Origin of the sequence: Carnobacterium sp. ISL-102 (genome assembly GCF_018612935.1) — a bacterium.
GTDB lineage: Bacteria > Bacillota > Bacilli > Lactobacillales > Carnobacteriaceae > Carnobacterium_B > Carnobacterium_B alterfunditum.
In genome coordinates this window covers 346,659-360,015 of the sequence record NZ_JAGGRF010000003.1, presented here as the reverse complement: position 1 = coordinate 360,015, position 13,357 = coordinate 346,659, and the positions used below count along the sequence as shown (strand labels likewise).

Below are 13,357 nucleotides of genomic sequence, written 5' to 3'. Positions count from 1 at the left end.
TGGTAGTCATCTTAATTGTTCCAGTTAGGATGTGTCCGTACTGAAAAAGAGCTTCTCATTCTAAACGGAATGAGAAGCTCTTTTTAATTTTGAAAAAATACGGATAAATGCAACATAATTATAGCCACTTGAACGATCCATTTTGTTATACTAGGTTTGTCAAGGTGTTAGTAAATAAAGTAATGAATAAAAAAAAGAAGTAAGCATACACGACACTTGGGGGAAAACAAATGAAAAGCGAAAAAAAAATAATAGTAATCGGATCTGATGACTTGGCCTATCAGATTTGTTTATTGAGTATGGTCACTTTACAGTTAAAAGAAGTCTATTTGATCCCATCCTCAAATCAGCAGGACAATAAAATAAATGATTTGCAGTATGCTTCAAAATTATTTTCTATGAGCAATCTGAAAATCGGTACTGAAAAAGATTATGCAGATGCTGAAATTTTAATTTTGACTGCTAGAGAGCCAAAACTTGAAAATGAACAGGAATCAGATTATATTAGGAGAAATATTTTATTGGTACGCAAAATCGTTAATCAAGCTATGGCTTCAGGGTTCAAGGGGCTAATTTTAGTTGCTAATGAGTTGAATGATTTATTTACATACTTAGTATGGAAATTTTCCGGTTTGCCCAAATATAAAATTTTTGGGATAGGGACTTATATCGATACGATCTATTTCCAGAAACTATTGAGTGAAACATTGGATGTTTCTTTTTGCGATGTTAAAGGTTATATTATTGGAGGAAGGGATCCGTTGCATAAATCTGCAGCTTGGAGTCGTTCAAGCATTGGAGGAAATTCATTGTTGGGATTAATGATGGATCCAAATACCGCTATTAGCCAAGAGAATATATTCGAAATTGAAGAGAAGCTGAGTAAACAGGACCAAATAAATGAAAATGTCGATTTAACGGTAACGACGGCGACAGCAGTACTCAAACTTGTACAATTCATTATAACAGATGAAAAAGCTGTTGTTCCACTCGTCCATCTTATGGATATAGAAGAAATAAAAGATATACCTTTATCGATACCTGTTTTATTGGGAGAAAATGGAGTCAGGCAAATTAGTGGATTGAACTTTTCTGAAACAGAGCAAAAAAAATTATTGGTGGTTGCAAAAGAGATCAGGAGTCAGTTAGACTGGATAGAACAAGGGTAAAATATGGAGGATGAAATGGAAAAAAATTATAGTTATCCAATTGATTATGATTGGACAAAAGAACAAATGGAAGATGTAGTAAATGTTTGGCGTATGGTAGAATTAGCTTATGAAAAAGAAATTGATCGAGAAGAATTTTTAATGAAGTATAAGAAGTTTAAAAAAGTTATTCCTGCTATCGGTGAAGAGAAGAGATGGGGAAATAAATTTGAAGCACTTTCAGATTACTCTCTCTATCGTGTAGTAAAAGAAGCCAAAACAACGACTAAAAAAAAGATCCGCTTGGGCGAAAGATAAGCTATTTATAAATGATTCTTTTCCTGATAAGCTACATCAAAATTATTTTTGAAAGGAAGTGAATTCTTTTGGATCAGTTTACAGAAAGAGATCAATTAATAAGAAAATGGATTTATGCTGCTGCTGCGACAATAAAAGAATCATTCGATGATGAATTAGATATCGAACGAAAATCAAATCGAAATGATCTAGTTACAAATATGGATAAAGCTATCGAAAAGCAGTTCATTGAAAAAATCCAACATTTTTTCCCTGGAGAACGTATCTTAGGAGAAGAAGGGTTTGGAGATGAGATTTCTCTTTTAGATGGTGTAGTGTGGATCATAGACCCCATCGATGGAACCTTGAATTTTGTTAAACAGCAGGATGATTTTGCCATTATGATAGCTATTTATGAAGATGGCAAAGGTCAATTAGGATATATTTATGATGTTATGCAAGATAAATTATATTCTGCTCGAACTGGCAAAGGAGCTTACTGCAATAAAAGACTGCTTCCTACTATTGAAGATAGACCTTTAAAAGAAGGTCTTGTGGCTATTAGCAGTGCTCTCATGTCAAAAGAAGAAGGGCTAGCTAGAACGGTTGGCAGAGCGAGTTCTGGCGTTCGTTTAATTGGTTCTGCAGGTATTGAAACAGCTCATGTTGCTTCAGGAAGATTGATTGGTTACTTGGCAGCAACTTTAGCCCCTTGGGATATTGCTGCAGGCAAAATAATTGCTGAAGAAGTTGGATTGATCTATACAAAGCTAAATGGAGATAAGGTTGATTTATTACAAAAAACCCCTGTGCTGGTTGCTTCTCCTACAGCTCATAAAGAAATTATCGAACTTTTGAAAAGCCAAAAAATATAGAATAATTATAAAAAATTTACTCAGCTACTCAATTCATTTGGATAATCACCTACTATATGTACAAAATGTAGATGTGAAACATGCAATGAATAAATCGCTTTCAATAAAAAAGTTACCTTTATCTTCTCTTTTTTCTTTCCAAATGCTTCTATAAGTGTTAGAATAGATAAGTTGATAGTTGTCTTCATAAGTTTTCAGTGCGTTTTCATCAAATAATTGCAAAAAAACTTATGGATAGTTCAAGTGCAAAAAAAAGGTATTGGACAAATTTTTATTCGTAGATAGCGATTCAGTAGCATTGAAATAACTAGAAGAATCTTGGAGGAATACATTAATGAAAAGAAGAGAAAATCTTAGAAATATAGCTATTATTGCCCATGTCGACCACGGTAAAACAACCCTAGTTGATGAATTACTAAAGCAATCAGATACATTAGAAGGACATAGTCAATTATCAGAACGTGCAATGGATTCAAATGCATTAGAGCAAGAACGTGGAATCACAATCTTAGCTAAAAATACTGCTGTTAGATACCAAGATACTAATATCAATATCTTGGATACACCAGGACATGCTGACTTTGGTGGAGAAGTTGAACGTATCATGAAAATGGTAGATGGAGTCATCTTAGTTGTCGATTCTTATGAAGGAACAATGCCACAAACTCGATTCGTATTGAAAAAAGCTTTGGAGCAAAATTGTGTTCCTATTGTTGTTGTAAACAAAATTGATAAAGATTCAGCTCGTCCAGCAGAAGTAGTTGACGAAGTATTAGAATTATTTATTGAATTAGGTGCTAATGATGATCAATTAGATTTTCCGGTTATCTATGCTTCAGCAATGAATGGAACAACTAGTTTATCAGATGATAAAGAAGATCAAGAACCAACAATGAACTACATCTTTGATACGATTCTTTCAGAAATTCCTGCTCCAATCGATAACTCTGACGAACCTTTACAATTCCAAGTATCATTATTAGATTACAATGATTATGTTGGACGTATTGGTATCGGACGTGTATTCCGTGGAACAATTAAAGTTGGAGATGCTGTAACTTTAAGTAAATTAGATGGTTCAACTAAAAACTTCCGTGTAACAAAACTTTTAGGATTCTTTGGTTTAGATCGTGTTGAGATCCAAGAAGCTAAAGCAGGAGATTTAATTGCTGTTTCGGGTATGGAAGATATCTTTGTTGGAGAAACCGTAACACCAGTTGATCACGTTGATCCATTACCAATTCTTCACATCGACGAACCAACATTGCAAATGACTTTCTTAGTAAACAATTCTCCTTTCGCGGGTCGCGAAGGTAAATGGGTGACTTCACGTAAAATTGAAGAACGCTTAATGTCTGAATTGCATACGGATGTTTCATTACGTATTGAAAATACTGATTCTCCAGATGCTTGGATCGTTTCAGGACGTGGAGAATTACATTTGGCAATTCTTATTGAAAACATGCGACGCGAAGGTTATGAATTACAAGTTTCTCGTCCAGAAGTTATCTTGAGAGACTTTAATGGTGTTCAATGTGAACCATTTGAATTAGTTCAAATCGATACTCCTGAAGAATACATGGGTTCAATTATTGAATCTCTAAGTGCTCGTAAAGGAGAAATGAAAGATATGGTCAATAACGGGAATGGTCAAGTTAAATTGACTTTCCTAGCTCCAGCCCGTGGATTGATCGGTTATTCTACAGAATTCCTTTCAATGACTCGTGGATATGGAATTATGAACCATACATTTGATCAATACTTGCCACGTTTGAAAACTAAAATTGGTGGACGTCGTAATGGGGCATTAGTTTCAACTGAAACTGGTAAAACAACAACTTATGGTATCATGGGTGTTGAAGATCGTGGAGTAATCTTTATCGAACCAGGTACTGAAATTTATGAAGGTATGATCGTTGGAGAAAACGCTCGTGATAATGATATTACTGTAAATATCACGAAAGCTAAACAAAAAACTAACGTTCGTTCTGCTAATAAAGACCAAACTAACGTAATTAAAGCACCTCGTCATTTAACACTTGAAGAATCATTAGAATTTATAACAGATGATGAGTATTGTGAAATCACTCCTGAAAGTGTTCGTTTACGTAAACAAGTATTAAACAAAAGTGAACGTGAAAGATCAGCTAAGAAAAACAAATCTTCACAAATCTAAAGCTAAAATTAAAAAGACAGATTTCCAAAAATGTGTAAAATCATTTTTGGAAATCTGTCTTTTTTTATAGAAAGCCTTCATTAAATAAGTTATTAAATTAAATTACCACCCTTTGTTATTGTTGGATAGATATTTTGTTGCTATAATAATAGTGTTGCGAAAATAATCATTAGTTTAAGAAGACTAAATAATTTGTCAACACGAATAAAATCAGAGAATAAAGGAGGCTAAAGGCATCTTCTAGCCGTAAATATGAAAAAATTCAAATACCTAGATTATTATATTTTTATCCCTTATTTAGTTTTATCCATAATAGGGATCTTAATGGTCTACAGCGCTAGTAGTTATATTGCCATTAGCCAGTACGATGACTCCCAACGTTATTTTATCAGACAAGCATTTTTTGTCTTTTTGGGTTTAGTCACTAGTATGGTTGTTTTTTTATTCAAATATAAATTATTGAAAAATAAACGCTTTTTAATAGTTGCCAGTGGTTTGGTCGCACTACTGCTTCTTTACTTGTTCTTTTTTGGGAAAGTCACAAATGGAGCAAAAGGGTGGATATTTATTTTAGGTTTTGGGTTCCAACCGGCTGAGTTTGCAAAAATAGTCGTTATTTGGTATTTTGCTTATATTTTTTCAAAGAAGCAAAATCAGTTAGTGCATAATTTTAAGGAGACCGTTACTCCACCATTAACACTTTTCGGATTTTATTTGTTATTGATTCTCTTGCAACCTGATGTAGGTGGAGCTGCCATATTACTTGTTACTGGAACTATTATGATTTTAGCAAGTGGCGTTTCAACAAAATTAGCAGCAGCTGTTGGAACAATAGGAATCGCTTTAATAGGGGGCATACTTGCTCTTGTACGTACGTTTGGTATGAGTTTGCCATTAATAGAAAAATACCAATACGATCGTTTCTTAGCTTTTTGGGATCCGTTTGCTGTTTCTGAAAGTGCGGGACTTCAATTAGTAAATTCATATTATGCTTTAAGACGTGGAGGACTCTTTGGAGTAGGAATCGGAGAGAGCATCCAGAAAACGGGTTATCTTCCTGAACCGTATACAGACTTTATCATGTCTATAATTGGTGAAGAGATGGGATTGCTCGGTATACTGGTCATTGTTGGTTTATTTGGTCTATTGATTTTACGGATCTATTTAGTCGGCATTAGGGCAAAAGATTCATTTGGAGCGTTGATTTGTATAGGGATCGCAACTATGTTATTAGTCCAAGGACTTGTTAATCTGGGTGGAGTTATAGGTTTGATGCCTATAACTGGAGTAACCTTTCCTTTTATCAGCTACGGAGGATCAAGTACGATCGTGCTGACTATTTCTATTGGCTTAGTTTTAAATGTTAGCGCAGCGGATAAAAAAAACAATAATTAGGAGTGACATAATGAAAAAAGTATTAGTAGCAAATCGTGGTGAAATTGCCATTCGTATCTTTAGAGCATTAACAGAGCTAGCTATTGAAACAGTGGCGGTTTATGCGCAAGAAGATGAAGGTTCTGTTCATCGTTTTAAAGCGGATGAAGCTTATTTGGTTGGAAAAGGTAAAAAGCCGATTGATGCTTATTTAGATATTGAAGACTTAATTCGTATTGCCAAAGACTCAGAAGTGGATGCTATTCATCCAGGATACGGTTTTTTATCTGAAAATATAGACTTTGCTAGACGTTGTGAAGAAGAAAATATTATTTTTATTGGGCCTAAACTTCATCACTTAGATATTTTTGGGGATAAAATTAAGGCTAAAGAAGCGGCAATTGCTGCCGGTATTCAATCTATTCCAGGATCTGACGGACCAGTCGCTGACTTAGAAGGCGTTAAAGCGTTCGGAAATAAATACGGCTACCCAATTATCATCAAGGCTGCACTTGGTGGAGGCGGACGTGGAATGCGGGTTGCCAGCAGTGAAGCAGATGTAAAAGATAGTTTTGAACGAGCAAGAAGTGAAGCTAAGGCAGCATTCGGTAGTGGTGAGATTTACGTTGAGCGTTATATACAAGATCCCAAGCATATAGAAGTCCAAATTTTAGGTGATGCGCATGGGAATATCGTGCATTTATATGAAAGAGACTGTTCTGTTCAAAGACGCCATCAAAAAGTTGTTGAAGTCGCTCCTTGTGTATCTATCTCAGAAAAATTAAGAATGGAGATGTGTCAATCAGCTGTACAATTAATGGAACACGTAGGTTACGTGAATGCCGGAACAGTTGAATTTCTATTAGAAGGTGACAACTTTTACTTTATCGAAGTTAATCCTCGCGTACAAGTTGAACATACCATTACTGAAATGATTACAGGAATAGATATTGTTCAAGCCCAAATCCTTATCGCTCAGGGCAAAGATTTGCATAAAGATATTCGAGTACCGCAACAAAAAGATATCCCGTTGATTGGAGCAGCAATCCAATGCCGTATCACAACGGAAGACCCGATGAATAATTTCTTGCCAGACACTGGTAAAATCAATACGTATCGTTCACCAGGTGGATTTGGTATTCGCCTTGATGCTGGAAATGGCTTCCAAGGTAGTGTTGTCACACCTTTCTTTGATTCGCTATTAGTCAAGGCTTGTGTTCAAGCATCGACTTTTGAATTGGCTGTTCAAAAAATGGGACGCGCATTAAAAGAATTCCGTATTCGAGGTGTGAAAACAAATATTCCGTTTATGCAAAACGTTATCTCTCATCCTGTTTTTCTATCAGGTGAAGCTAAAACAACTTTCATTGATACGACACCTGAATTGTTTGAATTCTCAAAAGTTAGAGACCGCGGAAACAAAATGATGCAGTATGTTGGAAATATTACTGTTAATGGATTTCCTGGGATTGAGAAAAGGGACAAAAAATTCTTTACACCAGCAAGAAAACCTGCAAAATTACTGACTTTAGAAAATGAATATGTAAGTGCAAAAAATGTATTAGATAAAAATGGTCCAGAAGCAGTCGTAGAATGGATCAAAAACAAACAAGAAGTATTGCTGACAGATACAACATTTAGAGATGCACATCAAAGTTTATTGGCTACTCGTGTGAGAACGCAAGATTTTTTGAACATCGCTGAAGAAACCCAAAAAGGCATTCCGCAATTATTTTCTTCAGAGATGTGGGGAGGGGCAACATTTGATGTAGCTTATCGCTTCTTAAATGAAGATCCATGGGAAAGGCTGGCAAAACTGCGCAATAAAATGCCAGATACTTTACTGCAAATGTTATTCAGAGGATCAAATGCGGTCGGATACCAAAATTATCCCGATAATGTTATTGAAGCTTTTATCCAACAGGCAGCCCAAAATGGCATTGATGTATTCCGTATTTTTGACAGCCTAAATTGGATCCAACAAATGGAAAAAAGTATTCAAAGTGTGCGCGACAATGGAAAGATCGCTGAAGCAGCCATCTGTTATACTGGGGATATTAACGATCCTACAAGAGATAAATATACAATAGAATACTATAAAGATATGGCAAGAGAATTAGAAAATCAAGGTGCTCATATAATTGCAGTAAAAGATATGTCTGGGATATTAATGCCCCAAGCGGCATATCGATTAATTAGTGAATTAAAAGCGACAGTAAATGTACCAATTCATTTACACACACATGATACCAGTGGAAATGGAATATTTACCTATGCTGCTGCAGTAAAAGCAGGTGTGGATATCGTAGACGTCGCGATGAGCGCTATGAGTGGCGCAACTAGCCAACCAAGCATGAACAGCTTGTATTATGCCTTAGTAAATGCAGATAGAGCTCCAGATATTTCAATCGAAAATGTTCAACAAATCAATCATTATTGGGAAGATATTCGTTCGCATTACAGCGATTTTGAAGTAGGGATCAGTGCGCCCTCGACTGAAGTCTATCAACATGAGATGCCCGGTGGACAATATACTAATTTACAACAACAATCTAAAGCAGTAGGGCTAGTAGAACAATGGGATGAAGTTAAAACAATGTATGCAACAGTTAACCAAATGTTTGGCGATATCGTTAAAGTAACACCTTCATCAAAAGTTGTTGGTGATATGGCTTTATTTATGGTTCAAAATAAGCTATCAGAAGAAGATGTTTATGAAAAAGGCATGTCTATTGATTTCCCAGAATCTGTTATTAGTTTCTTCATGGGAGACCTAGGACAACCGACTGGTGGTTTTCCTGAAAAACTACAACGCATTGTACTAAAAGATAAGAAACCAATTACTGTTCGCCCTGGTAGTCTAGCTAAACCAATTGACTTTAACGAAGCAAAAAAAGAACTAGCTGAAAAAATACAAACAGAGCCAACCCAAGAAGATGTGCTCAGTTATATTATGTACCCACAGGTCTTTTTAGATTACCGTAAAAATCTTGAAAGTTTTGGTGAAGTAACATTACTGGATACGATGACCTTTTTCCATGGTATGCGAACTGGGGAATCCATCGAAGTTCAGATTGAAAAAGGGAAAACATTGATCATAAAGTTAAATCAAATTGGAGAACCAAATTCTGAAGGGATGCGTATCCTATATTTCGATTTAAATGGTCAAGGAAGAGAAGTAGTCGTAAAAGATCATAGTATTACAAGTACAAAATTGGTTCGGAAAAAAGCGGAACCTACAAATAAAGAACATATTGGTGCAACAATGCCAGGTTCTGTTCTTGAGGTACTGGTCAAAAAAGGGGATCGAGTGATCCAAGGTCAACCAATTATTATAACGGAAGCCATGAAAATGGAAACGACCATTAAAGCAAATATAGAAGGAATTATTGATCAAATTTACGTTGAGGACAACGATGTTATTGAAACGGGAGATTTATTGATTGAAATCAAAGCCAAATAAATTTTAAATAGTGAAGAATCGGACTAAGAAAGAGCTTATTTAAATAAGAAATATAGCAAGAATAGTAGTTTAGAATTCTTTAGCTACCAAATTGAGGAGGCTAAATGAGTGAAGACATTTTTAAGAGCTATGCCGCTGGTTTTTATTATGCTTCTTATTGTTTATTGGTTACCGGAAGTGATTTCAAAAAATCCAACGGATATTATCACACCAAAAGAAGAAAGTGAATCCATTCAATCTGAATCTTTTGACTATCAAACAACTGATTTAGAACCGGAGCAGCTTCCCGTTTTAGGGTTAGGCAGTTATATAGGTAAAAATGTTGAAAGTTTCACAGAAAATTTTGGGGATCCAAAGCGAATAGATCCAACGATATATGGTGAAGAACAGTGGATATTTGGAGAACATGAAACAGATTATGTCCAATTAGGCGTTAAAAATGGAGTGATAACAGATTTATTTGCATTGGGATCTGATTTAAATGTTGCTCCTTTTGAAATTGGTATGTCTATTACAGAAGTATTTCAAATTGCTAGTTTTTATCCAACATATTCTGTTGAGAGTCAAGATAAACAAGTAACTTTAGAATTAACAGAAAGCGACTTGAATTATCGTCCTTTGATTGCTTTTGATAACCAAACATTCGCAGTATTAATGATGGATCGTTCAACGAATCAGATTACTGCTGTTCGTTATTTAGATGCTTCGTCCTTGCTTCGTTTAGGGGTGTATGATGATGGTTCTGTAGTAAATGATGATTATTCTATAGATATTGATGAAACCAATCAAATAGTAATCAGCGAAGCCAACAAAAAGCAAGTATACGAGATATTAAATATATTGCGCCAAAGGTATGAACTTTCTGTATTAAACGAGAGTGACGCTCTATCTGAAGCAGCTCAAACTATCTTTATAGATCAAGAGATGCAACTAACTCTTGATGGGGATGGACAATTGGAAGAAGAAGGCAGCTTTGCTGAAACTAGCGGTTTATCCTCTACTGAAACATATATCCTTAATGATAAGTCTAGATACGTTGAAGATAATACAAATCAAGAGTTCCAACCTCTTACGAGTGAGCAAATAAAAGACACTTTACAAAAAACGAATTTAGAACTAGATGAAGTGCGTATTTTGTATTCCAATCAGAAAACCGATATGACTTGGTTAGTAACGAATTGGCTCACACTTGAGATTGAACGGAAATTTCTAATGGATGCTAGAATGACAGAGATTGGGGTAGCCTATCGCGGTAATGATATTTTACTTATACTTCATTAAGATTTAAAAATTTTCAACACAATAGGCAAAAGTCAACAACAAAAGGAGGAAAGACATGGAGTTAACTACAAATGAAAGACAAGGAATCATAGTTTGGGTATATAGTTTAAGGCACTTTAAAACACTTAAACGTTTTGGGTTGATTCATTATGCTTCCCGACGGATGAAATATGTTGTTATGTACATCAATCAATCCGATTTAGAAATGACGCAAAAAAAATTAAACGAACTACATTTCGTTCGAAAAGTAGAACTGTCGTATAGACCTTTTATTAATTTAGATTTTAAAGATTTCTTTGGAAAAGAAAAAAAAAGTTCTAATAAGGAACATTCTAACAAAAAAGATATTGAAGAAAACAAATCTAGCGAGGCTGTCTTTTAATTACAAATGCTGAATAAGTCGGTATATTATCGGCTTGTTTAGCATTTAGTATTATGGAAGCTAGTTCTGTTTATAACGTAAACTAGATAACGAAAGGAAGATTAAAAATGCGAATTATTACAGGTGAATACGGAGGCAGAAAATTAAAAGCTGTTCCTGGAAACAATACAAGACCAACGACAGATAAAGTAAAAGAATCTATTTTTAACATTATAGGACCGTATTTTGACGGAGGAGCTTGTTTGGATTTATTTGCTGGGAGCGGAGGGTTAGCAATCGAAGCTGTTTCTCGAGGTATGGATAAAGCTGTATTGATTGATCAAGATCCTTTAGCTATTAAAACGATCAAAGAAAATATAAACGTAACAAAAGAACCTGGAAAATTTGATGTCTATCGAAATGATGCTAATCGTGCTATAGATCTACTAAAAGGCAATAAAAAATTCGATCTTTTATTTTTAGATCCCCCATATGCTAAGCAAGAAATTGAAAAACAAATCGAAAAAATAATAGATTCTGGTTTATTAAATGATGAAGCCATTATCATTTGTGAGGTAGATAAGCGTACTCACTTAAAAGAAAAAATTGGAGCAGCAACAGCCTATAGAAATGAAATTTATGGAGCAAGTCAAATTGTCATGTATGAATATGTTAGTAATACGGAGGAGACAAATGAATAGAATAGCCCTGTTTCCAGGAAGTTTTGACCCATTTACTAATGGACATTTAGATACTGTAGAAAGAGCTTCAAAGTTATTTGATCAAGTCGTAATAGCCGTTTCGACTAATACGTCAAAGAATGCTCTATTTTCTTTAGAAGAAAAAATGACTTTTATAAAAAATGCAGTAGAACATATTGAAAATATAAGTGTAACAGAGCATAGTGGTGGGCTGACTGTTGATTTAGCAAAGAGAATAGGTGCAGTAACTTTGTTAAGAGGGTTACGGAACAATGCTGATTTCGAATACGAATCAACTATTGCGGCAATGAATAAAGTTCAACATCAGGACATAGAAACGATATTTTTAATGTCAAATGAAAAATATCGTTTCTTAAGTTCAAGCTTGATCAAAGAAGTAGCGATGTTTGGAGGAGATGTTTCCAGTCTAGTCCCAATAGGTGTTAATGATGCCATAAAAAGAAAGTATAAAAAGTGAAAATGATTAATTAGTGAGTAAATTTATGCACACAAAGGATGAATGAAATGAACAACAAAGAAAGAAAAAATCGTAAGAGTCTCTTTATTGTGTTGATTGTGTTCATTCTTGCTGGAATATTTATGCCTATACCGTATTATATAGAAGGACCTGGTTCGGCTGTTCACTTAAATGAATTAGTAGAGGTCAACAACGAAAAAGATCAAGAAGAAGGTTATTTTATGTTGACCACTGTTGCTATTCGAAGAGCTACTCCTCTGACATATTTTATGAAGTACATGCCTTTTCATGAAGGACTGACTAAAGAAAAACTTTTTGGTACGGGTACTTCTGATGCAGAGTATACAAATCTACAAAATTATTACATGACCAGTTCAATTAATTCGGCTGTTGAAATGGCGTATGATGCAGCTGGAAAAAGCTATCAATTGACGTATAATGGCGTTTATATCATGTCTGTCTTAGAAGGTTCTAATTTTGACGGGAAGTTAGAAATCGGGGATACGATTCTTTCTATTGATGGACAGTCTTTTGATAGTTCAGTTGAATTTATCGAATACGTGCAACAACAAAAGGTTGGTCAAATAATCGAAGTAGCCTATGAGCGTAACGGCGAAAAACAAACGACTTCCGATAAACTAATGGAAATGAAAGAAACTAAAAAAGCAGGTCTAGGTATCTCTTTAGTAGATAATACCTCAATTAAAACCGATATTCCGGTAGCTATAAATGCTGGAGAAATTGGTGGTCCATCTGCTGGCTTTATGTTTGCTCTACAGATTTATACGCAATTGGTCGACAAAAATCTGCGCGAGGGGAACGAAATTGCTGGTACTGGAACGATAGAATCAGATGGGACGATTGGCCGGATAGGTGGGATCGATAAAAAGGTTGTTGCGGCTAGTGATGAAGGAGCAACAATATTTTTTGCTCCAGACGACACTATTGATCCAGTAATACAAGCTAATTATCCTGAAATGACCTCTAATTATCAAGAAGCACTTAAAGCAGCAAAAGAAATTGATACAGAAATGAAAATTATACCTGTTAAAACATTCCAAGATGCAATTGATTATTTAGAAAAATTATAGTCGGTTAAATGAAACAAATCGATTCTAGAATAGGAAAGAGGGTTAGGACAAAAATGTCTTAGCCCTTTTTTTGCTGTTAAAAAAAATAGATTTTTGTTTATTTGCCAATAAA

The 13,357-nt window shown here is 34.9% G+C and carries 11 protein-coding genes; all 11 read left to right on the top strand.

Annotated elements, in window-relative coordinates:
* The first annotated feature begins 230 nt into the window (after positions 1-230).
* Positions 231-1,169, top strand: a complete 939-nt coding sequence (locus tag J7E16_RS03300) for a lactate/malate family dehydrogenase (protein WP_214888617.1) — start codon at positions 231-233, stop codon at positions 1,167-1,169.
* A gap of 15 nt (positions 1,170-1,184) precedes the next feature.
* Positions 1,185-1,466 carry a UPF0223 family protein gene (locus J7E16_RS03295; RefSeq protein ID WP_214888615.1) on the top strand — a complete coding sequence of 94 codons (282 nt, stop codon included), beginning with the start codon at positions 1,185-1,187 and terminating at the stop codon, positions 1,464-1,466.
* Positions 1,467-1,534: 68 nt separating this feature from the next.
* Positions 1,535-2,320, top strand: a complete 786-nt coding sequence (locus J7E16_RS03290) for an inositol monophosphatase family protein (RefSeq protein WP_214888613.1) — start codon at positions 1,535-1,537, stop codon at positions 2,318-2,320.
* Positions 2,321-2,654: 334 nt separating this feature from the next.
* Positions 2,655-4,496, top strand: a complete 1,842-nt coding sequence (typA, locus tag J7E16_RS03285) for a translational GTPase TypA (protein ID WP_214888610.1) — start codon at positions 2,655-2,657, stop codon at positions 4,494-4,496.
* 252 nt (positions 4,497-4,748) lie between these two features.
* Positions 4,749-5,891 (top strand): FtsW/RodA/SpoVE family cell cycle protein, encoded by a 1,143-nt coding sequence (locus J7E16_RS03280; RefSeq protein ID WP_214888607.1) that lies wholly within the window; start codon positions 4,749-4,751, stop codon positions 5,889-5,891.
* Positions 5,892-5,901: 10 nt separating this feature from the next.
* Entirely contained in the window at positions 5,902-9,333 is a 3,432-nt protein-coding gene (locus J7E16_RS03275) for a pyruvate carboxylase (RefSeq protein ID WP_214888604.1), read from the top strand.
* Between the two features lie 108 nt (positions 9,334-9,441).
* Positions 9,442-10,614, top strand: a complete 1,173-nt coding sequence (locus J7E16_RS03270; RefSeq protein ID WP_214888601.1) for a CAP-associated domain-containing protein — start codon at positions 9,442-9,444, stop codon at positions 10,612-10,614.
* A gap of 55 nt (positions 10,615-10,669) precedes the next feature.
* Positions 10,670-10,996 carry a YlbG family protein gene (locus J7E16_RS03265; RefSeq protein WP_214888598.1) on the top strand — a complete coding sequence of 109 codons (327 nt, stop codon included), beginning with the start codon at positions 10,670-10,672 and terminating at the stop codon, positions 10,994-10,996.
* Between the two features lie 86 nt (positions 10,997-11,082).
* Positions 11,083-11,676, top strand: a complete 594-nt coding sequence (rsmD, locus tag J7E16_RS03260; RefSeq protein WP_342741940.1) for a 16S rRNA (guanine(966)-N(2))-methyltransferase RsmD — start codon at positions 11,083-11,085, stop codon at positions 11,674-11,676.
* Positions 11,669-12,154, top strand: coding sequence for a pantetheine-phosphate adenylyltransferase (coaD, locus tag J7E16_RS03255; protein ID WP_214888595.1), 486 nt, complete (start codon positions 11,669-11,671; stop codon positions 12,152-12,154). The genes rsmD and coaD overlap by 8 nt, the downstream gene beginning before the upstream one ends.
* A gap of 47 nt (positions 12,155-12,201) precedes the next feature.
* Complete coding sequence (locus J7E16_RS03250; RefSeq protein WP_214888593.1) at positions 12,202-13,245, top strand: SepM family pheromone-processing serine protease; 1,044 nt, start codon at positions 12,202-12,204, stop codon at positions 13,243-13,245.
* The last annotated feature ends 112 nt before the right edge of the window (positions 13,246-13,357 follow it).